Origin of the sequence: Sporosarcina sp. FSL K6-1522, from assembly GCF_038622445.1 — a bacterium.
In the GTDB taxonomy this organism is placed as follows: domain Bacteria; phylum Bacillota; class Bacilli; order Bacillales_A; family Planococcaceae; genus Sporosarcina.
This window is the reverse complement of the sequence record NZ_CP152019.1, coordinates 3,390,565-3,412,460: the sequence shown is the minus strand read 5'-3', so window position 1 is coordinate 3,412,460 and position 21,896 is coordinate 3,390,565. Positions and strand designations below refer to the sequence as shown.

39 protein-coding genes are annotated in these 21,896 nt (G+C 42.8%); 34 read left to right on the top strand and 5 right to left on the bottom strand.

Annotated features, from left to right (window positions below; translation table 11 throughout):
- Positions 1-3 precede the first annotated feature (3 nt).
- On the top strand, positions 4-723 hold the full coding sequence (locus tag MKY34_RS16990; RefSeq protein ID WP_342512302.1) for a response regulator transcription factor: 720 nt from the start codon (positions 4-6) through the stop codon (positions 721-723).
- 95 nt (positions 724-818) lie between these two features.
- Here the strand turns inward: MKY34_RS16990 and MKY34_RS16985 are convergent, their stop codons facing one another.
- The 5 genes from MKY34_RS16985 to MKY34_RS16965 form a co-directional block, all read right to left on the bottom strand.
- Complete coding sequence (locus MKY34_RS16985) at positions 819-1,979, bottom strand: tyrosine-type recombinase/integrase (protein WP_342512301.1); 1,161 nt, start codon at positions 1,977-1,979, stop codon at positions 819-821.
- A gap of 73 nt (positions 1,980-2,052) precedes the next feature.
- Positions 2,053-2,808 carry an SHOCT domain-containing protein gene (locus tag MKY34_RS16980; RefSeq protein WP_342512300.1) on the bottom strand — a complete coding sequence of 252 codons (756 nt, stop codon included), beginning with the start codon at positions 2,806-2,808 and terminating at the stop codon, positions 2,053-2,055.
- Positions 2,809-2,866: 58 nt separating this feature from the next.
- Complete coding sequence (locus MKY34_RS16975; RefSeq protein ID WP_342512299.1) at positions 2,867-3,376, bottom strand: hypothetical protein; 510 nt, start codon at positions 3,374-3,376, stop codon at positions 2,867-2,869.
- A 10-nt stretch (positions 3,377-3,386) separates the two neighbouring features.
- Positions 3,387-3,836 carry an ImmA/IrrE family metallo-endopeptidase gene (locus MKY34_RS16970; protein ID WP_342512298.1) on the bottom strand — a complete coding sequence of 150 codons (450 nt, stop codon included), beginning with the start codon at positions 3,834-3,836 and terminating at the stop codon, positions 3,387-3,389.
- A 19-nt stretch (positions 3,837-3,855) separates the two neighbouring features.
- On the bottom strand, positions 3,856-4,296 hold the full coding sequence (locus MKY34_RS16965; RefSeq protein ID WP_342512297.1) for a helix-turn-helix domain-containing protein: 441 nt from the start codon (positions 4,294-4,296) through the stop codon (positions 3,856-3,858).
- A gap of 167 nt (positions 4,297-4,463) precedes the next feature.
- On the opposite strand from MKY34_RS16965, the gene MKY34_RS16960 reads away from it, so the two are divergent.
- From MKY34_RS16960 to MKY34_RS16800, 33 genes are all read left to right on the top strand, one after another.
- Positions 4,464-4,703, top strand: a complete 240-nt coding sequence (locus MKY34_RS16960) for a helix-turn-helix transcriptional regulator (protein WP_342512296.1) — start codon at positions 4,464-4,466, stop codon at positions 4,701-4,703.
- 143 nt (positions 4,704-4,846) lie between these two features.
- Positions 4,847-5,152: a DNA-binding protein gene (locus MKY34_RS16955; protein ID WP_342512295.1), complete on the top strand. Its 306-nt coding sequence runs from the start codon at positions 4,847-4,849 to the stop codon at positions 5,150-5,152.
- A 33-nt stretch (positions 5,153-5,185) separates the two neighbouring features.
- A complete protein-coding gene (locus MKY34_RS16950) occupies positions 5,186-5,893 on the top strand; it encodes an ORF6C domain-containing protein (RefSeq protein WP_342512294.1) in 708 nt (235 codons plus the stop codon).
- A gap of 210 nt (positions 5,894-6,103) precedes the next feature.
- Positions 6,104-6,376 (top strand): helix-turn-helix transcriptional regulator, encoded by a 273-nt coding sequence (locus MKY34_RS16945; RefSeq protein WP_342512293.1) that lies wholly within the window; start codon positions 6,104-6,106, stop codon positions 6,374-6,376.
- 12 nt (positions 6,377-6,388) lie between these two features.
- Positions 6,389-6,517 carry a hypothetical protein gene (locus MKY34_RS16940; RefSeq protein ID WP_342512292.1) on the top strand — a complete coding sequence of 43 codons (129 nt, stop codon included), beginning with the start codon at positions 6,389-6,391 and terminating at the stop codon, positions 6,515-6,517.
- A gap of 631 nt (positions 6,518-7,148) precedes the next feature.
- Positions 7,149-7,340 (top strand): hypothetical protein, encoded by a 192-nt coding sequence (locus MKY34_RS16935; RefSeq protein WP_342512291.1) that lies wholly within the window; start codon positions 7,149-7,151, stop codon positions 7,338-7,340.
- A 93-nt stretch (positions 7,341-7,433) separates the two neighbouring features.
- Positions 7,434-9,467, top strand: coding sequence for a hypothetical protein (locus MKY34_RS16930; protein WP_342512290.1), 2,034 nt, complete (start codon positions 7,434-7,436; stop codon positions 9,465-9,467).
- Positions 9,464-9,655, top strand: coding sequence for a hypothetical protein (locus MKY34_RS16925; RefSeq protein WP_342512289.1), 192 nt, complete (start codon positions 9,464-9,466; stop codon positions 9,653-9,655). Before MKY34_RS16930 ends, MKY34_RS16925 begins: the two co-directional genes overlap by 4 nt.
- Positions 9,656-10,549 carry a RecT family recombinase gene (locus MKY34_RS16920; RefSeq protein ID WP_342512288.1) on the top strand — a complete coding sequence of 298 codons (894 nt, stop codon included), beginning with the start codon at positions 9,656-9,658 and terminating at the stop codon, positions 10,547-10,549.
- A complete protein-coding gene (locus MKY34_RS16915) occupies positions 10,549-11,247 on the top strand; it encodes an MBL fold metallo-hydrolase (RefSeq protein ID WP_342512287.1) in 699 nt (232 codons plus the stop codon). The genes MKY34_RS16920 and MKY34_RS16915 overlap by 1 nt, the downstream gene beginning before the upstream one ends.
- 25 nt (positions 11,248-11,272) lie before the next feature.
- Positions 11,273-12,382, top strand: coding sequence for a replication protein (locus MKY34_RS16910; protein ID WP_342512286.1), 1,110 nt, complete (start codon positions 11,273-11,275; stop codon positions 12,380-12,382).
- Positions 12,379-12,525 (top strand): hypothetical protein, encoded by a 147-nt coding sequence (locus MKY34_RS16905; RefSeq protein ID WP_342512285.1) that lies wholly within the window; start codon positions 12,379-12,381, stop codon positions 12,523-12,525. The genes MKY34_RS16910 and MKY34_RS16905 overlap by 4 nt, the downstream gene beginning before the upstream one ends.
- On the top strand, positions 12,522-12,698 hold the full coding sequence (locus MKY34_RS16900; RefSeq protein ID WP_342512284.1) for a hypothetical protein: 177 nt from the start codon (positions 12,522-12,524) through the stop codon (positions 12,696-12,698). The genes MKY34_RS16905 and MKY34_RS16900 overlap by 4 nt, the downstream gene beginning before the upstream one ends.
- Before the next feature lie 220 nt (positions 12,699-12,918).
- Positions 12,919-13,410, top strand: coding sequence for a single-stranded DNA-binding protein (gene ssb, locus MKY34_RS16895; protein ID WP_342512283.1), 492 nt, complete (start codon positions 12,919-12,921; stop codon positions 13,408-13,410).
- A 48-nt stretch (positions 13,411-13,458) separates the two neighbouring features.
- Entirely contained in the window at positions 13,459-13,824 is a 366-nt protein-coding gene (locus tag MKY34_RS16890) for a spore protein H (RefSeq protein ID WP_342512282.1), read from the top strand.
- Between the two features lie 65 nt (positions 13,825-13,889).
- Positions 13,890-14,105: a hypothetical protein gene (locus tag MKY34_RS16885; protein WP_342515340.1), complete on the top strand. Its 216-nt coding sequence runs from the start codon at positions 13,890-13,892 to the stop codon at positions 14,103-14,105.
- Complete coding sequence (locus MKY34_RS16880; protein ID WP_342512281.1) at positions 14,050-14,214, top strand: DUF6011 domain-containing protein; 165 nt, start codon at positions 14,050-14,052, stop codon at positions 14,212-14,214. Before MKY34_RS16885 ends, MKY34_RS16880 begins: the two co-directional genes overlap by 56 nt.
- Entirely contained in the window at positions 14,211-14,729 is a 519-nt protein-coding gene (locus MKY34_RS16875) for a Holliday junction resolvase RecU (protein WP_342512280.1), read from the top strand. Before MKY34_RS16880 ends, MKY34_RS16875 begins: the two co-directional genes overlap by 4 nt.
- 12 nt (positions 14,730-14,741) lie before the next feature.
- Entirely contained in the window at positions 14,742-14,978 is a 237-nt protein-coding gene (locus MKY34_RS16870) for a hypothetical protein (RefSeq protein WP_342512279.1), read from the top strand.
- A gap of 119 nt (positions 14,979-15,097) precedes the next feature.
- Positions 15,098-16,339 (top strand): DNA cytosine methyltransferase, encoded by a 1,242-nt coding sequence (locus MKY34_RS16865; protein WP_342512278.1) that lies wholly within the window; start codon positions 15,098-15,100, stop codon positions 16,337-16,339.
- Between the two features lie 41 nt (positions 16,340-16,380).
- Positions 16,381-16,572 carry a hypothetical protein gene (locus MKY34_RS16860; protein ID WP_342512277.1) on the top strand — a complete coding sequence of 64 codons (192 nt, stop codon included), beginning with the start codon at positions 16,381-16,383 and terminating at the stop codon, positions 16,570-16,572.
- Between the two features lie 121 nt (positions 16,573-16,693).
- The gene (locus tag MKY34_RS16855; protein WP_342512276.1) at positions 16,694-16,888 is read left to right on the top strand and encodes a DUF6877 family protein; all 195 of its coding nucleotides are present in this window, start codon (positions 16,694-16,696) and stop codon (positions 16,886-16,888) included.
- Entirely contained in the window at positions 16,863-17,114 is a 252-nt protein-coding gene (locus MKY34_RS16850; RefSeq protein ID WP_342512275.1) for a hypothetical protein, read from the top strand. Before MKY34_RS16855 ends, MKY34_RS16850 begins: the two co-directional genes overlap by 26 nt.
- 1 nt (position 17,115) lies before the next feature.
- Positions 17,116-17,475 carry a hypothetical protein gene (locus MKY34_RS16845; protein ID WP_342512274.1) on the top strand — a complete coding sequence of 120 codons (360 nt, stop codon included), beginning with the start codon at positions 17,116-17,118 and terminating at the stop codon, positions 17,473-17,475.
- Positions 17,472-17,765 carry a helix-turn-helix transcriptional regulator gene (locus MKY34_RS16840; RefSeq protein ID WP_342512273.1) on the top strand — a complete coding sequence of 98 codons (294 nt, stop codon included), beginning with the start codon at positions 17,472-17,474 and terminating at the stop codon, positions 17,763-17,765. The genes MKY34_RS16845 and MKY34_RS16840 overlap by 4 nt, the downstream gene beginning before the upstream one ends.
- Entirely contained in the window at positions 17,762-17,956 is a 195-nt protein-coding gene (locus tag MKY34_RS16835; protein WP_342512272.1) for a hypothetical protein, read from the top strand. The genes MKY34_RS16840 and MKY34_RS16835 overlap by 4 nt, the downstream gene beginning before the upstream one ends.
- Before the next feature lie 59 nt (positions 17,957-18,015).
- Positions 18,016-18,180, top strand: a complete 165-nt coding sequence (locus tag MKY34_RS16830) for a DUF3954 domain-containing protein (RefSeq protein WP_342512271.1) — start codon at positions 18,016-18,018, stop codon at positions 18,178-18,180.
- 11 nt (positions 18,181-18,191) lie between these two features.
- Positions 18,192-18,494 (top strand): hypothetical protein, encoded by a 303-nt coding sequence (locus tag MKY34_RS16825; RefSeq protein ID WP_342512270.1) that lies wholly within the window; start codon positions 18,192-18,194, stop codon positions 18,492-18,494.
- A gap of 98 nt (positions 18,495-18,592) precedes the next feature.
- Complete coding sequence (locus tag MKY34_RS16820; protein ID WP_342512269.1) at positions 18,593-18,850, top strand: hypothetical protein; 258 nt, start codon at positions 18,593-18,595, stop codon at positions 18,848-18,850.
- A 45-nt stretch (positions 18,851-18,895) separates the two neighbouring features.
- Positions 18,896-19,402, top strand: a complete 507-nt coding sequence (locus MKY34_RS16815; protein ID WP_342512268.1) for a sigma-70 family RNA polymerase sigma factor — start codon at positions 18,896-18,898, stop codon at positions 19,400-19,402.
- Positions 19,403-19,562: 160 nt separating this feature from the next.
- Complete coding sequence (locus MKY34_RS16810) at positions 19,563-19,952, top strand: hypothetical protein (protein ID WP_342512267.1); 390 nt, start codon at positions 19,563-19,565, stop codon at positions 19,950-19,952.
- Positions 19,953-20,037: 85 nt separating this feature from the next.
- Positions 20,038-20,550, top strand: a complete 513-nt coding sequence (locus tag MKY34_RS16805; RefSeq protein WP_342512266.1) for a terminase small subunit — start codon at positions 20,038-20,040, stop codon at positions 20,548-20,550.
- Positions 20,547-21,893, top strand: a complete 1,347-nt coding sequence (locus MKY34_RS16800; RefSeq protein ID WP_342512265.1) for a PBSX family phage terminase large subunit — start codon at positions 20,547-20,549, stop codon at positions 21,891-21,893. Before MKY34_RS16805 ends, MKY34_RS16800 begins: the two co-directional genes overlap by 4 nt.
- Positions 21,894-21,896: the final 3 nt, after the last annotated feature.

The following is a 21,896-nucleotide window of genomic DNA, read 5'->3' as shown; positions in this document are numbered from 1 at the left end:
TCTGTGGAAGAGAAGTTAAAATTATTAGTTGTAGATGATGAGGAAAGAATTCGTCGTCTGTTAAATATGTATCTTACACGTGAAGGATATGAAGTGGAAGAGGCTGTCGATGGCGCAGAAGCGCTTGAGAAAGCGATTGCAAATTATTATGATTGCATCTTGCTCGACTTGATGATGCCAGAAAAAGATGGTTTAGAAGTTTTGCAAGAACTACGAGAAATGAAGAAGATGACGCCGGTTGTCATGCTGACAGCAAAAGGTGAGGAATCCGATCGCGTATCTGGCTTTGAGTTGGGTGCCGATGATTACATAGTGAAACCATTCAGTCCACGCGAAGTTGTTTTGCGTGTCAAAGCGATTCTTAGACGCTCCGTGGCATTTCCAGATACGGTTTCTCCAGCGGCATCGAAAGACCTTGTCGTATTCCCTCAGTTAACAATCGATCACGATGCGCATCGTGTAACGGCAGAAGGACAAGAAGTGAATTTGACGCCAAAAGAATACGAGTTACTGTATTTTTTAGCGAAATCGCCGGACAAAGTATTTGACAGAGAGCAATTGTTGAAAGAAGTTTGGCATTATGAGTTTTTTGGTGATCTTCGAACAGTTGACACACACGTCAAACGGCTTCGTGAAAAATTGAGCCGCGTGTCAGAGCGCGCAGCGAAAATGATTGTCACGGTGTGGGGCGTTGGGTATAAGTTTGAGGTTCCGAATGAATAGAATATGGAATTCAATCCAATAGAAACCGCATAACATCAATGTTTAATGAACAAAAAATGTTAGTGGATATAGAAAAACTAACATTCCACTAACATTTATTCATCATTCCTCCCTGATGACATCAAATTACCGAATCGATCACTCATTTTTGACATAAGTGAAACTCTCATTCCTTTCGTAATGTGGAGATACACTTGTAGAGTGGTCGATTCATTTTTATGTCCAACACGCTGCATGATTTGAGGTAGATCGACACCAGCTTCAGCTAACAGGCTTATGTGAGTGTGACGTAAAATGTAGGAGTTCATCGTTTTTTTTATTCCTGCTCTTTTCGCAATTCGTTTAACTACATTTCTTATTAAAGGTACTGTCGGCGGATGACCGTCGTACATAGCAAATAGAAATTCACTTTCAGGATAACCCATTTCTTTTTGATATTCACCTAATTGTCGAAGCATCGACATTATTTTTTCATCCAAGTCTACAACTCGTACGCTGGTCATCGTCTTTGGAGGTATAATCTTATTTTCTCCCTTTTTTCCGTATTCCAGCGTTTTAGTTATCCGGATTTCTGACGTTTTAAACAAAACATCTTTCTTTTGGAGTGCTGCAGCTTCGCCTGGTCGCATGCCCGAGAAGGTGAGCAAATAAATCAATGTGATGTAAACGTAGTTAACGTATTTGTCTACCTCCGTTAAAAATACCTTTAGTTCATCCACCTCTAAGTACATATCTTTCACCGGATCACTTTCTATCTCTTCAACAGTCACCTTTTTTTGGGGTATAAAAGCGTTCACGGTAGGATCTTCAGAAATAACTTTTTCTTCAAGTGCCTTTTTAAATATCATTCGCCCTGTAACGTGAATTCTTTTTATTGAATTAAGGGCTAATTCTTTATCAAAAAGGTGATTCAGAAAACCTTGGTAACCTTTAGGTGTGACAGATGTCATTTCAAGCGACCCCATAAACTCATTCAGCGTCTCGGCATCTTCTTTCCTGAGTTGGTTTGTCGTATCTTTTCGTCCTCGACGTAAATATTGTTTGTACCATTCAGCGGAGTACTCACGTACTGTAATGCCCTTGTGATAGTCTATAGCACCTCTCATCTCTTCAATAGCTTGCTCCACCTTCTTAGTTGCTTCTCCCTTACTCTTAGCGGTACGAGATACCTGACGTCGTTTACCTGTAACGGGATGGTCAGGGCCGTCCGCAACACAAACCCACTTTTTACCCTTGATTAATTCTTTACAGTGCATGATAATTCCCTCCATTTGAGAATGTACGTTTGGTTTGGTGGTTAAAAGAAAAGCCCTGAGTAGGGCGGTGGGGTCAAAGTCCCAACAACTCTTTTTTCTTTGCGTCGAATTCTTCTTGAGTAAGAATTCCGTCATCTAGTAGTTCCTTGAACTTTTTAATTTCGTCGGCGGCAGATCCTGCGGCGTTATCGTTTCTTGAATTACTTGCGGGCGCTTCTTGCTGATTGCAAATTAATTGCAGTACCGACAAACATTCTTGCGCCTGACTAGCTGCGGCTTTGTATGCGTCACTATCGGTTTTAGTTTTTGTTAGTATAAAAGGGATGTAGACAACTGGTTGACTCATATTATTGAGCGTCAATTTAATGCCCAGGCTATTGCACACACCTTTGTTCTTCCTGCCGGTCACAGCACCTACGACGGCTCCAGCACCACCAAACAGCATGCCACCGATTGCGGCACGTCCTAATCCTCCGCTAGTTACCACTTCATCATCTTCTAAAAGTTCGTAGGAAACAATGTCATCGTATTTATAAATGTTATCATTTCCGAACGAACTCGGAATAAGCAATCTCTTATTTTCGTCATCGAATTGAATAGCTGTACCTATTACCTTAGTTGGTATGAAATTCATCACAGCATTTCCGACTGTATCAGATATCGACTGCCTGATTTCATCTGCGGTAACAGTTTTCAATTTGATAACTTGTTTAGTTGTAAGGGTTTTAGCCTTTTTAAAGCAATCCTCGCACACGACTTCATTATTCGCTATTTTTCTTCTGAAAAGAAACGTTGTTCCGCTGTTGCATATCGCACATAAATTAGACATCATTTTTCCCTCCTTAACATTTTTAACCCTTCTTAAACTCGATTTCAACGAAGTCGATTTACATAAATGGTCTAATGTCAAATGTAATCTTGATTTCTCCGACTTCCTCAACGTCACCAACAACCCAAATTTCATCTACTTTTTCAGACACACGTTCATAACGCCAAGCTACAGCAGTTTCGGCTTCCTTGGTCATGTTTTCCCCAGCAGTAATGTTCAGTTGCTGTAACAAATCTTCGAATGTTGTTTTCTTGAATTTTGATTCCTCGTTGTAATTTTCGTGGATATTAATCCGGACAAGCCGATCTTTATCATCAAAATGAAACTCAGAAGGATATCCGTCCCAATCGAATTCAAGTGTTGTTAGAGGGATACCGGCGTCTGTTGATGAGGATGCATAATTCCATGTGTCAACTGATTTCGGCTCACCAAGTTTGTCCTTCGCGAAAGCTTGATTAACCAATGAAAACTGCTCTACATTTAACACAGGTTCAACAGAATTCACTTCGCCACACCCAGATAAGACAATGATGAAAGAGAAAAAGAATGCGCCTAATAATTTCTTCATGATAATTCTCCTACTTTCCATGAACATTCCGTAAATTTTTAAGATGTGCAACTTCGCTAGGAACGCCATGAATACCAGCAATCTCGCTAATAGATAAACCACTGTCTTTATATTCGTAGATAGCCGAATCAGGCAACAGCAACTCGACTGCGAATCTATTTGCCTCATTCTCAATTTTGTCAATCGAAATTAATGTCTTACTTTTTAAAAATGGAGCGCTGAGTTTCGGATGGATTTCTGAATGACCTAATTCATGGCAAAACGTAAAAACCTTATCTTCTTTACCTAAATTAGAATTTAGAAAAATGAACTTGTTCCTTCTCATATATTTATAAAAACCATATATTTCTTCGTGAAGGTCTTGTTCTATTACATAGATGTTCTTAGCCTCCGCGATTTCGAACGGATCGTTAGTGCCGTATTTTTTTACTAAATTTTCAACAATCTCCTTAATCCACATCAACTGACCCCCTTGGGGATTATTCTTCATCCTTATATTTGTTAGGGGCGAACTTCTTATTTGCCAAAGTTGTAATACGTTCAGCCATTTCGAGTGCTTCTAATAACGATTCCATAGCTTCCTCACTCATAGGCTCACCTTTATGGAGCAACGCCTGACCGTTAGCTCTACCTTCTATTAAGTCTCTTTTCATTTTATCCATGCGTTTCGCCATGTCTCGTTCGTCTTTCGGAGTTAACTTAGCCTGCTCATCTTTTTCGCTCAATGTTTTCCCATGCAAATACTCAGTAGTACAATTTAGTGCATCAGCCAGCCTTGCTACATCATCGGAACTGAGGTTGGAATATCCCCTTTCCCAGTTTGATATAACTTGGGGAGAAACGTTAACAAGTTTAGCTAGTTCAATTTGCGTGAACCTGTTTTCTTTTCTTTTTGCTTTTATTCTTGACCCAATGCCCATAGGCGCCTCCTTTTTCGTATTCTATTAATCCAAGAATACTAATAACTAACGGAAAAAGATATAAAACTAACGATATATGAGAAAAAGGTAAATATATTAGTTGACATTAACGGAATCTGTTAGTATAGTATTAATTAACGGATAACGTTAGTAGTGGAGGTGGTCAGATGATACATGAAAACCTTAAGAAGATTCGCCTTGCTAAAGGTGTAACGCAATTACACCTAGCGAAGAAGCTAGGGTTCAGTAATATGGCTTATAGTCGTATGGAGAACGGCAAGACGAAGATGGATGCGGAAATATTGAAAGTTATATCAAAAGAGTTGGATGTTGGAGTGGAAATTTTTTTTAACAACGAACTAACGGAATCCGTTATAAAAGAGTTGGCAGTCGAAGAAGTGATCTAAAAATAACCACCTCACACCCAGCAATCTTTGTTCGACCGAGCGGAGTACGCCAAGACCTCAATAGAGCGAGCGACAGCAATAGCCAACGCGACGACGTCGAACTTTGATTGGTGGGTGTGAAGGGTAAGAAAGGAGAGGTAAACATGCTAACCATGGAATTCGACTACGACAAGTTGGCGGAGGCGTTACTCCCGAAACTTCGAGAAGAATTGCGGCAGATAGCAAGGGATTCATCGCCGATGCGAGACCTTCCCCCTTTGCTTACAAGATTGGAACTGATGGAGTTGCTCCGTATCGGTCCGACTAGAACGACAGAGCTAATGAAAAGGCCGGACTTTCCAGTTATGCGGGAAGCGGGGGTCTTAATTCCGACGGATAAACTGTTTCAGTGGATTGATCGCCACACGCAATGGGTCGAGGACAACACAAGCTATTTCAAAGTTGGGTAGTTCACAAATCTTCTATATAAGGGAGGAAGTTCAATGGATCAATTAAAAGTAGTTTCTATTAATGGGCAACTAGTTACAGATAGTCGGGAAGTTGCGGTAATGGTAGACCGCGAACATAACGCATTACTAAAAAGTATTCGTGGGTATCTACAACATTTAACTCAGGGCGGTTTCGACCGCAGTGAATTTTTCGTTGAAAGCACGTATGAAGATTCAACAGGTCGGACATTGCCAAGTTTTCTTCTCACTAAAAAGGGTTGTCATATGGTTGCTAACAAAATGACTGGAGAAAAAGGCGTTCTGTTTACAGCGGCTTATGTGAGCAAGTTCGAAGAAATGGAAAAGCAGTTAGTGCAACCGAGTAACACAAAGCTTCTATTACAATCGGCGCTTCAGCATGAAGAGCGATTAGAAACCGTCGAAACGGACGTGAAGTATTTGAAAGATCACATGCGAATCAACGGGCCACAAGAACAACGCATCAATCGAAATGCTCGCGGAAAGATTGTCGAGTGCTTGGGCGGCAAAGATTCAAATGCCTACAAAGTTAACAGTAAAAAGGTATTTTCGCAGTTCTGGAACGAGTTCAAAAGACATTTTGAGATTCCTAGATACGGAGAGTTGCCTAAAGTTCGATTCGATGAAGCATTGCACTTTATCCAAGAATGGGCGCCAGATACAAGTTTACGGCTCGAGATCAAAGCGTTGAACAATCAGCAACATTTGAAGTTGGTCGAGTAGTGAGGAAGGGGCGGGCATGCCCCTTGCATATCGAAGATTGTGCAGCGAGGTATTGCGGGGCGCCGGAGGGGTCGTCTCGGCGAGTTAACTAGTTCCTTCATTAATAATATTACTAGATTCGGCATGGAAAAACTGTCCAAGTACTGCAAGGGGTGTTCAATCCCCGCATTGATTGTGCAGATTCAGCACATCGAAAAAGGGGGTGAAGATTTGACATTCGGAAAACTATTAAAAACCACTAGATTACTAGCGGATTTGAGTCAAGAGGATATGGCGGAGAAAACGCATCTATCACGTAGCACGGTATCGCGTTTAGAAAACGATCGAATGGAGTTAAAGGCAGCGGACTTGGTTAGATGGCTACAAGCTACTCAGCTGCATGATGTAGCTGCTGCAACTACAGCTATAGTGGCTGGCGTGGATTTGGCTGCATTAGCGCAGATGTTGACGGCGGTTGTAGGTGGATTCATCAGATTCATTTAATAGGAGGAAGTCATGAGAGTAGAAGAAAAGCAGTTACGCGAAGATTTAGCAATTTTTATAGAAAAAATGAAGAGAGCCGGAATTGATGTCACGAAAATAAAAAAGCCAACTGACATGGCGGTGTCAATCGGCGGGCGTTAAAAACTAATCTACTGTGATTATATCACAAAAAGGAGCAAATAACATGGCGAATAAGCGGAATAGACAAAAACAACGAAATTCATCTAAAACGTTGGAGGGTTACGAAAGGCAATTATTAAAAGAAATTGCAAAGTGGCGAGTTGCAGTTCACGAGACGGCTGCCGGGTCGCTGAAACAAAGGGATGCATATCGAGAATTACATCGGTTTCAGTCTGCGCACGAACACCTAAGAAAGTTTTACTTTGATCTATAACCGATACGGAGCCTTGGCTCCTATCAAGATGGCTAGTAACGGCCTTATGGCTAAAACTGCACTTGTTACTAGTCGTCTTGATGGGATTCAACAAACCATCGGAAAGGATGATTACATGCTGTCTTTAGCAGAGAAAGGTGACATGTTACTGATCGTTTTGTCGCAATGTATCGCGTTTTACATCGGCACACGGTGGAAACGCGCGGAAAGGAGTGATCGAAATGGGTGAAATAGCAGATATGCACATAGACGGAACGTTATGCGATTCCTGTGGTGTGTATATGGGTGAAGGTTACGGATACTCACGACGTTGTGATGATTGTCACCACGAGATCACTACGGCGGAACTTGAAAAGGAATTCGGAAGGGGGGAACACGGTGGAAAAACTCATTGAGAAGCTTGGTGCTTGGCACGACTCGGAAGTGGATGAATTAAATGATTTAGCCCATGCGATTGCAAGAGCATCTTCTATGGAAGAGATGGTGGCATCTAAACAGGTTTATGAATTACAGCATATCAAAGTAGATACGATTTGGGACGCAATCGAAATGATTCAAAAACAAAAATAAACCCGCTGTTCGAGCAGCGAGTTCGGGGTTCTTACAAATATAGTTACTCACATTTTAGTACAGAACCCCTCAAATGACAAGGAGGAGAAAATTTTGAAAGAAATTAAATTGATGGCATTGGCACTTAGGAATTTCAAAGGCGTGAAGGATCTAAAAATCGAACTAAATGGCGGCGACGCAAAGGTCTATGGTGACAACGCGACAGGGAAGACAACAGTGTACGATGCGTTCCTGTGGCTCCTTTTCAACAAGGACAGTCAAAACCGTGCGGATTTCGCAATCAAAACCTTAAAAGAGGGCAAGGAAGTCAACAACCTAGACCACGAGGTCGAAGCTATTTTTCGTATTGACGGCAGTCCTCTCACTTTACGAAAAGTATATGCGGAGAAATGGACAAAAAGACGTGGTGCGCCAGTTGCTGAGTTTTCGGGCCATGTTACGAATTATTTCATCGATGGTGTACCTTCCAAGAAAAAGGAGTACCAAGACAGAGTAGACGCGCTTGTAAAAGAGGATGTGTTCAAACTTCTTACTTCGCCAACATTTTTTAATGAACAAATGAAATGGCAGGACAAACGAGCAACTTTGCTCGAAGTGTGCGGCGATGTAGAAGAGGAAGACGTACTTGCATTTAATTCAGCGTTGAAAGACCTTCCTACTATATTGAAAGGTCGCACGATTGAAGACCACCGGAAAGTCATTGCCGGACGCAGAGCCGAAATCAACAAAGAACTAGACCGGATTCCGGTGCGGATTGATGAAATTAATAACTCGATGCCGGAAGGTGGCATTGATCCATTAGGGCTTGAACGTGATGTCATTGAAATTGATGTAGAGATAGACGGATATACAACGCAAATCAACAGCATTAAAAATGGCGGAGCTGTAACTGAAAAGCAGAACCAACTACGCCAAATCGAACTTGATTTGAAAGAGATTCAGAACGAACTGGAAGCTGAATCGATTGAAAAAGGTCACCAGGTTAACGCAAAAATCCAAGAAGAACAGTCGAACATTGCGATTCTGAACCGCAAGAAAGATGATGCCGAGCACCAGGTAGCTTTACTAGAAAAGGACATCACCCGTTTTGATGAAAAACTAGTGGATCTACGTGAACGATGGGCCAAAGAAGATGAACGTGTTTACACACACGAACATGACCCGGACGGCGTATGCCCAACTTGTAATCAATCCTTACCGGTTGAGGAAGTTGAAGCGGCGAAAGAAAAGGTGGTCGCGGCATTTAACCTAGCGAAGTCTACTGAACTTGAACGGATCACAAACAACGGAAAAGCGATTGCGGAAGATAAGGCGCAAACGCTTGAACGAATAGAGAAATTAAAAGCAACAGTGATGTCACTGCACCCACAAATTGAAGCGAAAGAGAAAGTGGTAGCAAAGCTAACTAATGAACTAACCACGCTTAGACAAGCTGTAAAGGATGCACGACAAGACAAGCGTTATTTATCCAAACTAGAAGAAGTTGAAGATCTAAACCAACAAATTGGGACGTTGAAAGAAAACGCTCAGCAAGCCGTTGTGGACATTGAAAAAGAGGTTGCTGGTCTTCGTGTTAAACGTAATGAAATCAACACTCAACTAGCGCAGTTAGCGCAAATAGTAGCTTCCCGTAAGAGAATCGCAGAACTCGAAGAACAACAAAAAGAACTGGCTACTGAGTTTGAAAAACTAGAACACGAATTGTTCTTAACGGAAGAATTCATCCGGTCGAAAGTTGAATTGCTTACTGAAAAAATCAACTCGAAATTCAAGTATGCGCGCTTCAAATTGTTCGATACGCAAATCAACGGTGGTATTACGGAAGTTTGTGAAACTTTGTACGAAGGTGTCCCATATTCAAGCGGTCTGAACAACGCTGCACGTATCAACGTTGGCATCGACATCATTAATACATTGACGGAACACTTTGGCATCCGAGCTCCTATCTTCGTTGATAATGCGGAAGCGGTGACGAAGCTGATTGATACGGATTCACAGCTTATCAGTCTCGTTGTATCCGAAAAGGACAAGCAGTTGCGCGTTGAAAAGCAAGGAGTCGAAAAAAGCAACGCGGAACGGTTGATTGAAGAAGGTATGCAGATGCTACACGAGGAGAGTGCTGTATGACTTTAAAGGCGAGAGATAGAGTGACAGTTCTTAATAATGACGGCATTCCTATGGGAGAAGGGTCTATTGTCAGTGTAAACGATTTTCGGGAACCGGAAATGAAGTATGCAATTGACGCTGATTTTTACGATGAAGACTATCTTTTTCTTGGCAAAGAAAACTTAGTGAAAATACAGGAGGACAAATAAATGACTAACCAAAACCAACTAGCAATCATCCAACGTGACATCACGGATTCAGTAAACAATAAAATCGCCGAACTGCAATCAGAGGGACTAGCACTCCCTCCTAATTACAGTCACAGCAATGCTTTAAAAAGTGCTTTTTTCAAGCTACAAGAAGTGAAAGACCGCAGTGGTAAACCGGCATTGGAAGTTTGTACAAAAGAATCTATTGCCAACTCTTTGCTCGACATGGTGGTACAAGGGTTAAGCCCAGCGAAAACGCAATGCTATTTCATTGTATACGGCACACAATTACAAATGCTTCGCTCATATTTCGGCACACAAGCCGTTTTAAAGCGGCTCAATGGCGTCAATGACATTTGGGCCAACGTGATCTACAAAGACGATGTATTCGAGTACGAAAACGACCGGGGTCGCGAAAAGTTAGTCATTCACAAAACAGCATTTGAAAACCGAGACAAAGATGTTATCGGGGCATACGCCGTTATTCAAACGGCAGACGGTGAGGAAATCATGACAGCCATGACCAGGAATGAAATCGAAACATCTTGGGGACAGTCTAAAACAGGACAAGCGGTTCACAAGAAATTCCCTGGTGAAATGGCTAAACGAACTGTAATCAATCGCGCAGCGAAAGCTTTTATTAATACAAGCGATGACAGTGATCTACTCATTGAAGCAATCAACAACTCTACGGAAAACGAGTACGAAAACGAACGTAAAGAAATTAATCCAGAATACGAAATTCAACAAAATGCGAATACAGAGGATTTGGATATAGCACCAGAACCACAGGTTATCGAGATACCTACTGAACCGGTACAGAGGCAGGAAGAACCCGTTCAACAGGCGATGTTCGAACAGCAACCAGTTACATCGAATGGGCCTGGCTTCTAATGATCCAGATTAAAACGTTAGCAACCGGAAGTACCGGCAACTGCTATCTAATAGACGATGGAGAAACCCGGCTCTTAATTGAGCTGGGAATCCAGTTTAAGAGGATTCAACGGGCATTAAACTATGAAACTACGAAAGTAGCAGCATGTTTAATTTCGCATAGCCACCAAGACCACTGCAAAGGGGTACAGGGGGCGTTGGACGCTTCGATGGATGTTTATATGTCGAAGTCAACTGAAAGCGAAATAGGCATACAGCACAACCGAATTAGACGGTATGAAAATAAGCAACAGTTCAAAGTCGGCACATTCACTATATTGCCCTTTGATGTTCAACACGATGTAGAAAATCACGGCTTTCTTATTCAAAGCGAGAACGGCAGCAAGTTGCTCTTTGCAACAGACACTTACTACGTGAAATACAGATTCAAAGGCCTTACGCACTTGATGATTGAGTGTAACTATTCGAGAAAAATACTTGATGAAAATACGGATTCGGGACGCGTTCATGAATTTCTGGCAAACCGAATTATCGGGAGCCACTTCTCATTGGAGAACTTGCTTGAATTCTTTAAAGCTAACGATCTATCACGAGTACAGGAGATTCATTTGCTCCATTTGAGCGACACGAACAGCAACGAGGAAGAGTTTAAACGGGCAGTACAAGCGGCTACTGGGAAGCTTGTGTACGTGCCTTAACAAAGTCATAAAGAGGGTGTATTAAGTGGCTGATGTCCAGTTGGAACACGGATTCACCAAGATAGCCAATGAGCTGCTGGATGCCATCCAGTCCTTCCAGTTCACGCAAAATCAGTTTAAGTTGCTCCTGGCATTATGGCGCAACACCTATGGATGGAATAGAAAACAGTGTGAATTTAGCTTGAATCAAATCATTCGGCAGACAGGATTGCAAAGAAAAAGGGTCATCGAAACACTTAAATCACTCGAAGAAAATAAGGTGATTATCGAGGTCAAAGCACCCGTTGGAACCAGTCCTAAAATTGTCGAATTCAATAAAAATTATGCAACTTGGACCATCAAAAAGTATGCGGGGATGGAGATTAGTAGTGGTCACGGTGACACCTCTAGAGTAGGTCAAAATGACACCCCTAGCACATGGAATTATGAATCTAGTAGTGGTCGAAACGACACCTCTAGAGAGGATTTAGGAGTAGTCATGCCGACACCCCTAGCGGGCGAAACGACACCCCCTAGTAGTGGTCAAAGTGACACCCCACCAGTGGTCATGCCGACACCCCTTAGTAGTGGTCACGGTGACACCTCTAGAGTAGGTCAAGATGACACCCCTATAAATACAAAAGAAATATTAAAGACAATAAACATAAAAACAGAGGTAAAGAAAGGCGCTGCTGATTTTGAAAATCCGATTGTCGAAAATCTTGTGAAACCCAAAATCCAAAATGCGAATGACGAATCGGAAAATTATCTTCGACAGTTGCTAAATCGATTTGTAGAATTACGTGCATTTGGATTCGATTTCAAACCAGCTGACTTGAATGCTGCAAAAGAGATTCAAGCTGCAGGCGTTCCTCTTCTGGAAGCAATCAGCAGTTTGGAGGAGGCGTTCAGGAATTATAACCCTCGACACTCGAGAGATCGGATTCACTCGCTGTCGTATTGCGTTGGTTTTATCCTTGACCGACATTTCCCAGCGCAGACGAAATCAAAAAAGTCTACACGTGAGGAAATTACGCCTGAATGGTTTGCCAAGGACAAGCAACCTGAACGTATCATTCCGACTGAATCAAATTCGGAGATTGAGCGAATGCGTCAGGAGTTATTACGCGAATTGGGAGGAGAGCAAACGGTATGAACCTACAAAAATTATTGTACGTGCACAACGAATTGGTCATGGTACACAGAGTTACCAAGGGGCCGAATGGTGAATCATTTCTCGACATGGACTATCAATCTCTTGTTAGGTTGCTAGCGGTTAAAAGGGCGGTGGCGGAATGAGAGTTCACAAATTCACGTGCGGTCATGGACATGTTTTCTTTCTACCACTAGGTTTACCGAAACCGGCAGATGAAATGGCGAAGTTACTGAACGAAATCACTTGCCCGTATTGCCAAATTAAATTCCCGTTGGAAATACACGCACAGGAAATGAAAGTCGAGGTGGCGGAATGACAGACGAGCAAACTTGTCCGTATTGCGGCTATGTAGAAGAACCGAACCACAGTATCTGGGATGAAGCGGGGGATTATCATCACTGCACCAGCAGATCGTGCGGGAAGGAATACCATGTCAGGCCGCAGTACCAATTTATCGGCTTTGAAACAGATAAGTATTGCAAGAAATGCAACAACTATGAAGAGGAAGGCATGTGCTGTTGCGAGGAGGATGACGAATGATAAACCGAGTCGTACTAGTCGGCAGGCTCACAAAAGATCCTGAGCTTAAATATACACAAACTGGAATCGCTGTATGTCGCTTCACGTTAGCAGTCAATCGACCATTCAAAAACGATGGTGAACAACAAGCCGATTTTGTCAGTTGCGTCGCTTGGCGCAAACAGGCGGAGAACATTGCGAACTTCTTGCGGAAAGGTAGTCTCGCCGGAGTTGATGGTCGGATTCAAACAGGCAGTTTCGAGGGGCAGGATGGCAAGAGAGTTTATACGACAGAAGTTGTTGCGGATAGTACTCAGTTCCTTGAGCCGAAAAACAGCAATGCGGGAAATACGCCTAGCGCATCGAATAACGGTGGTCAACAGTCTGGGTATACGAATACACCAAACTATCAATCAAACGCTCAGAATCGGGCGGAAACGACACAGAGTGACCCGTTTTCAACAGGCGGGGGACCGATTGAAGTTACGGACGATGATCTTCCGTTCTAGTTGAAGGTGGCGTATTAGAAATAAACCGCGACATTGGAGGGAAACGATATGGCGAAGAAAAAAGAGAGAATTATTCGTGTCAAATTCAATGTATCACACGTAATGATGTTCGGAAATTCATACAAGCTATGGGACATGCAGTTGGACGAGTATTTATGGCTACTAAAGCGAAATGGTGAGTTGGACAGTTTTGAAGAGGTAACTGTTTCTGATAGCGCTTGGGTAGGTTGGGGTGGTTTGAAGTGGTGTCCAGAAGAAGATTTCCAACACCAATTGAATCGAGAAGGATGCCAATCTAGTGAACTCGACAACTCAAACCCGAGGCAGTACAAAGACATGATTTTTTATAGAGACAGTTCAGTAACAAAGAAAGTCAATAAAATGATCAAAAATTTTCATGCAAACATTTATTAATACACAGCACGACCTTTAAATGCGGTGAATCTATGAAACTTTGAAAGTGAGGGGTCAAAGTGGAGATGCGAGGTCGAAAAAATAGCGGTAAACCCAAGGATGTTGAAGTTTTGGAGCAGTTGGAAGAGGTATCGCTACTCAGTGATTTGGACGTGACGGTGACGATTAGTACGGCGAATCTTAGGTGGCTTGTGAATAAGGCGGGAAATTGGGTTAGGAGGAGCGATGAGGATGGAATGCGGACGATGTGGCAGGGAGCTGAAAACGCAGAAGTCGATTGATGATGGGTATGGGCCGGTGTGCAAGGTGAAACAGGCCGAAGCGGATGCGGAGTTTGAAAGGATTCAAATTACGCTGGATGAGGTTGTTGGGCAGGAGGTGGCAGTTTGAGAAAAACATATAGCCGTTCCCACGCGAACCGTGGGGCGGTCCTCGAAAGATTGATAGACATGACGAACAAGCAGTATCGCAATAAAGGGGTTGCTGATGTACGTAAAGTACCAACACCTGTACAAATTACAGGAAATAATCGGGGTCGAGTGACAGGTTACACCATGAAAGGTGAATGGGTTGATTACGTCGGCATTCGTAACGGGATGGGACGAGCAATTGCATTTGACGCTAAAGAGACATCCAACAAAACGAGTTTTCCACTCGATAATATTTCAGAGCATCAGTACGAAATGTTGAAATCGTGGCATCAGAAAGGCGCGCAGGCGTTTCTTCTAGTCTCTTTTACTAAGTTGGATGAAATATACCTTCTGCCATTCAAGTTGCTAGAAACGTATTGGGAAGACGCCAAGAAGGGCGGAAGGAAATCTATACCGCATCCGTTTTTCTTTATGAATTGCGATTTGGTAAAAAGTGAAAAGGGGTACGTGCTGCACTATCTCAAATCAGTTTAGGGGGCTGGGAGTATGAGCAAGTATTTCACAACAAGGGTCACGGGTGGAGATAAAGCGGTAGTCGATAGACGTGTCGCGGAACTTGTAGCAAAGGGGTTCGAACTTGTATCTATGAGTGAAGATTCGGAGACACGGAAAATGTTCGCTTTGGATCCCGGGTCATATGGTCCGAAAAAGAAGTTTGCGAATGATTTTACGACGCATAGATATATCGCTGTCATGAGGCGTTTAAACAGGAAAGCGGAATAGGGGGTACAAGGTTGTCAGAAACAATAGCATCAGGTGCAGTCATCATGCTTGTTATTGCGGTTTTGTTGATTAGCGCGGGGTTTGCGCTTGGGTGGTTAAGTAAGCGGGGAGGGTGAGCATTGCAACTAGATTTATTTCGTGAGATTATCGTCGACAACTTTGCGGGCGGGGGTGGAGCATCGACAGGAATTGAGATGGCAACAGGTTTATCAGTTGATATAGCCATTAATCATGACCCTGCTGCTATCGAGATGCACAAGTTGAATCATCCAGATACAGAGCATTATTGTGAGTCGGTTTGGGATGTGGACCCAGTAAAAGCGGTGAGAGGGCGCAAAGTGGGACTAGCTTGGTTTAGTCCCGATTGTACCCACCACTCAAAAGCTAAAGGCGGGAAGCCGGTTAAGCAGGAAATCAGAGGGCTCGCATGGATTGCGATCAAGTGGGCTTTAGCTGTTAAACCAAGGGTAATTATGCTTGAAAACGTCGAGGAATTTCAAGACTGGGGACCAATTAAGGATGGGAAGCCAGTCAAAGAACTAAAAGGAAAGACGTTTCAAAGTTTCGTGAAAACACTGGAAGCATTGGGCTACCAGGTTGAATTTAAAAAGTTGCGAGCTTGTGATTACGGAGCGCCTACGACTCGCGAGCGATTGTTCATGATTGCTAGATGCGACGGCAAGGCAATTACTTGGCCAGGACCAACGCACGGAGATCCACAGAGTTTAGCGGTGCAATCAAAAAGGTTGAAACCATGGCGTACATCTTCGGAAATTATCGATTGGAGCATTGGAGCACCTTCGATATTCGACAGAAAAAAACCGTTGGTACCAAACACATTAAAGCGCATTGAACGCGGATTGAATAAATTCGTAATTGAAGCTGATAACCCGTTTATGGTGAGTGACGATATAGCTGCTTATTTAATCAGCTATTACACAGAGCGGACTGAATCAGAAGTTAGAGGACTTGCGCTAGATACGCCGTTACACACGATAACAGCAGGTGGTAATCGATTCGCCTTGGTCTACGCATTCCTAACAAAATATTATGGTCAAAGTACAGCGCAGGGGTTATACGAGCCGTTGCACACGATAACGACTAAAGATCGTTTCGCTTTAACAACTTGTATTACTAACGGCAAACAAATAACTGACATCGGGCTACGCATGCTTCAACCACATGAACTATTCAAAGGGCAGGGATTCCCTGAAAGTTATCAGCACCCGGGGACGAAAGCAGAACAAATAAAGCGTGTGGGAAATAGCGTTCCTCCACCATTTGCAGATGCTTTAGTAAGAGCGAATTTACCGGAAATGGTTAGTAGTAAATCACGTTACAAAGTGGCTGTTGGCAATTAAGTAGTTTCACATATGACACAAACGGCGAAGGAGTGAATTTGATGGAATGGGTAATTGATGGGATGGATTATTGGTGCAATCCAAATTGTCCGCGTGAATACCTCGAAAGAGCCTTAGTAGATTTAGTTTCCGGTGTAGAGGGCGTTTCTCTCGAAGAGAGTTACGTTGAAAAACTGACTGAACAGGAACTTAGAAAAGAAGTTAGTCACTATGAATACGTTTCGGACAAGTGACGCAGTACGACCAAAATGCGTAGTTCTATCAATCGAGCGAACTTCAAGCATTTTCGCCTGTGTAAACGAAAAATGCGGCTCATGGACCTATTGTGAGCCGCAAGAAATAGGGAGTGATAACATGACGGCGCTAGAACAAATCAACGCTCTTGCCGGTCAACTTCCGGCTTGGGTGTTGCAAGATATTCGTATACGCATTGGTGACTGGATGACAGGCGGCGGTGGTCCTGATGACGACTATATTCACCAACAGTTGAGATTCGCCAAAAACGTGATAAGAAGTGAACGACATGGTGCAGCAACTCACGATATTTGATGCACTACCATCAACAATCAGCGAAGCGTTTGAGGTTGGCGATACGGTGATAGTTGTTGCTAAACCGAACGAGTCTGACATCGAGGACTATTACTACCTTCAAGATTATGCGGGGCTAACAGGGCGGATTGTTAAGGTGATTCGCGGGCCTGTCTTGCAGTATGAGGTTGAGTTCGCGAAGAAGCGAAATGGGATTATTTATCATGAGGAATTGAGGAGGGGTTAGGGTGACGGGGAAAACAACAGCGGAACGACTTACGCAACACTTGGATATCAACGGAAAAGAATATTATGAACAACTCAAAAAGCGAAGAATCTGGACAGATGCACATGGTAATCGTTTTGCGACGGTTGACGAAATTGAATATAAGCGACTTGTCGAACAGGCCGAACGGGTGCGGAAGCTGGAAGAATTATGCGACGACAGAATCAAAGACCACGCAAGGTTACATGTAGCCAATAGAGAGTTGGGGAGGGAAAACCAGCGATTTCGTGAAGCGTTGGAAAAGATAGCGCACGATCCAGAGGTTCAATTTTTCGAACGGTGTCCGGAAGTGGCACGTGAAGCATTGGAGGGATTGAAATGACTAATCAAGGGTTTCCAGAAATCAAAAGCATGCCAGATAAAATTAGCTACCTTCGCAAAAGCGAGGGGATGAGTACTAATGATCTAGCAGGGGTGTTGAGGATGCCGAAATACCGTATTGAAGGTTTAGAAAGTGGCATGATCAAAATGGAAATTGAAGATGTGATTCGGTATTGTGACTATTTCGCACTGACCTATGAACCGTTTTTGTTTGATAACTTTGCAAAGTTTAAAAAGGCGCTTGTGGCTGACAATGAAAAGTTGTTGAAGGCGATTAGGTGTAGCTCATGAGAAATCCACTTGATCCAACGGTCATGATGGCTTGGAATAAAGGCCGGGAAGCAGGAAAGAAGGAAGCGACGGAGATATTTTACGAGTTTTTGACAGGTAAGATGCAGACGTTAACGGAGATTGATGGCGTAGGTGAAAAAACGGCGGCGAAGATTCGGCTGCACATGTTGACGGAGTTGGATAACAAATAAAAAAGACAGGATTCCTCCCGTCCTTGGCAGGGTTATTATAACACATAGGAGGGGTCCTGGTGGAAAGAACAGCACAGATTAAACTAGATGAAAATGCGGTGTACCGAGTGAAGGATGGGCAAATAGAAAAGGTGGACAAGCCTGGTAACGGATTTGGAAAGCAGATTATTACGTGGCAGGATGATAAGCCTTTGTTTTATGAGATTAGTTATACGAAGAGATAGGAGGGAATCGTTTGGACAGGGTGACAAAGGCGTTGCTTAAACAAGCCAATAACAATAAACCTTCTAAATACGAAGTTTTGAAAAATGAGTTTGAAAACTACAAAAGAGATAACGGCATTAAAGTATCCGTAATAACAGAGTTGAGGAAAGAAAATGAGCGTTTAAAACATCAAAACGAAATAAAACTTTGGTCAAGTGACATCGAAAACAAAATCCAAGAGCGAATGGAGTTCTTGGAGGAAAAAGGAGCAAACGAAAGATTGAATGAACTGAGTTTGCTTCAAGGTTGGCTTCTGTGCGGCGATGAATACTGATGGTAACTAAATAAGTCTACTGGAACAACCGGGGACACTGAGCAACGGCATAACGCTGTTGTTTGGTGTCCTTTTTTATTTCAAAAGGAGTGAATGGGATGGAAATTAATCAAGAAAAGTTAGTTGAGGCTATAAAGTCACTAGCTAAGTGGGTTGAGAAAGTTATTGCGAATATCCGGGCGTTTTTCCACAGGAATTTTGAGTGGCTTAAAAAGGCGGCAGTCAAGTGGTATCAGCTTGAAGAGGAGAAAAAGATTGTTGTTCGACAGCGGCATAAGCGGGATTTCAGCAGACGGAGGATGGAGCACCAGGTGATTGATTGCAAGCCACACATGATAAGAAAAATTATTCGCTGATTGGAAAACGGGCGGGCATTTAGACGACGATGAGGGGGCATTCACATGTTGAATTGGGCGGATGAATTGATTCAGGAGTATACGGTGGGGCGACAGGATTTGAAGAGGCGTGCTGATCAAGTGGACAGGGATAACCCTGTTGAGATGCAAGACTTGAAGCAGATTAATAGCATGATTGAGAGTATGTCCTTTTCGCTTGAATGGATGACTACAGGAAGGCAGCCGGGTACTTATCGAGGGGTCGATGAAAAGGCAGTCTATCAGCGTAGGTCGTATGAGAATATCGATTTGATTCCGGATATTGAAATGCAGTTGAGAGAAGAAAGTGACATCAATAAAAAGCATCTGTTCATGACGAGAGAAGAAAAGGTTATTATGGCGGATATTCTTGCATCTTTCTCGTTGAGAGAAAGGCAATGCTACATTCTTCATGTTGCCCAAGGAATGAGTTGGTCAAAGATTGCAGATGAATTAGGCGTCAGTAAAAGCATGGTGCAACAGTCTATAAACAGGGCTAGAAAGAAAATTAAGAGTAGAATTGATGCGGCATGATATGCGGATGATGTGCAAAGTTGCAATAGTGATGGGGGAGAATTAAAAGAGGGGGCGTTCGAACGATGGACGACCTCCATAAGCCCCGCATACATACGTATGATAAATAAAGGATTTACACCTTTCTTGGCGAATGATGTCAGGGAGGGGGGTGAAATTTATGAGCAGAGACTGGATAGATTCTTATATCTCTAAGATATCAGAAGAGTCATATGATATCATTCAGGTTAGGAAGATAGTAGATAGCATAATGAGGGATATAGCCGAAAGATTGTCGGGTAATAACCTACCTACACCTAAATATTTTAATGACGAAAATAAATGTGTTTTCGCCGATTGTATTATTACTTTCGAGGCATCAGGAAAAGTTCTTAAATTCCATAAAAAGAATATAGAGGAAGAAAAGACGCTTGCGACGATTGATATATCTGATAGATTACTCAATTACGCGATGTTGTTGCAAGGACAAAAAGAAGTTGGTGTCGTGGAAAGTGTCGAAGACGCTATAGAAGGAACTATGAGTTTTTTATTGGTCAAAGGTAGATTTTAAGAGAATTAGAGCACTCCGAGCGCGTGGGGTGCTTTTTCTATGCCTAAAAATATACTAAGCGATTAGCATAATGAGGTGATACGATGTGAAACTAAGTGCGAAACAGGAGATGTTCTGCAAGGAGTACATGATTGACTTGAACGCTACACAAGCCGCTATTAGAGCGGGATATAGTGAGAGAACGGCATATTCGCAAGGGCAACGATTGTTGAAACATGTTGAAGTCCTCGCACGTGTGAAGGAATTGAAGGATAAACGAGCCGATGAATTAGAGTTGGATGCTTATTGGGTGCTCAAACGGTTGAAGGATATATCCGATAGATCCATGCAAGCTGAACCGGTTATGGAATACGACCACGGTTCACAAGAATTGGTTGAAACAGGTGAATATCAGTTTGATAGTACAGGAGCGAATAAAGCAACTGAACTAATAGGTAAGCACATCGGTATGTTCGACCCTAAATTACAGTTGCAAATGCGTATGATGGAAGCGCAGGTCGAAAAAGTTAAAGTAGAAACGAAGAAGTTGCAAGAGAGCAATAAAGATATTGAACCACCTAAGATTATCGTCGTTGACAAATGGAGTGCTAAGAAATGACAGAGCCTACAATCGACATTCAACAGAACGTGAATCCACATTTCGAGTCAGTATGGACAACTGACAAGCCGTATAATATCTTGCGTGGTGGCCGTAACTCGTTTAAGTCGTCTGTGATAGCTTTACAGCTTGTTAACATGATGTTGGGGTATTTGGCTGAGGGCGAGAAAGGGAACGTTGTGGTAATCCGTAAAGTCGGTAATACGATAAGGGATTCAGTCTTCTTGAAGATACAATGGGCCTTGGGCAAGTTCGGTATGGCTGGACAATTTAAGTCTACAGTTGCTCCATTTAAGATTACTCACATTTCTACTGGATCCACCTTCTACTTCTATGGTTCAGATGACTTTGCAAAGCTGAAATCAAACGACATTGGTAATATCATTGCTGTCTGGTACGAGGAAGCCGCAGAGTTCGGCAGTCCAGAAGAGTTCGACCAAACGAACGTTACTTTCATGCGGCAGAAACACGATTTATCCGACTTTGTGCGGTTCTTCTGGTCATACAACCCACCACGTAACCCGTACCATTGGATAAATGAATGGTCAGACGGAATGGTTGGTGAAGATGACTATCTGGTGCATCATTCGAGCTATATGGATGATGAATTAGGGTTCGTCACTGAACAGATGCTGGCAGACATTGAACGGATAAAGAAGAATGACTTCGACTATTACCGTTACATCTATCTGGGTGAGCCTGTAGGACTCGGAAACAACGTATTCAACATAAACCTATTCAAAGAGTTAAAAGGGCTACCAGAGGACGACAGAGTGATTGCGTTGTATTACTCAATCGATGGTGGTCACGCTCAATCAGCTACAACATATGGGTGCTTTGGGTTAACAGCTAAAGGTAAGGTTATATTGCTGAATTTGTATTACTACAGTCCGGCGGGCAAGGTGAACAAAAAGGCGCCAAGTGCTTTAGCGAAGGATTTGAACGATTTCATAACCAAGACATCGACACAAGAACGATTTAAGGGTGCTAGAATCATGAAACGGACGATTGATAGCGCAGAAGCTGCATTGCGGAATCAATACTTTGCTGACTACGGACAGCATCTGGTGCCAGTAGCTAAGAAAAAGAAAGTGGATATGTTTGATTACGTTCACAGCTTGTTAGCTGATGGGCGTTTTTATTATTTAAAGGACCCATATCCGATTGGAATGCCATTTACAGATAGCACAGAGGTATTCATTGAAGAACATAAGAAGTTTAGTTGGGATGAGAAGACGCTGCATAGCGATAATCCACGTGTAATTGAAGAGGATGACCATTCAGTCGACATGTTCGTTTATCTGTGTCTGAGCAACGCAAGAGACTTCAGGTTAAAGGTCTAGGAG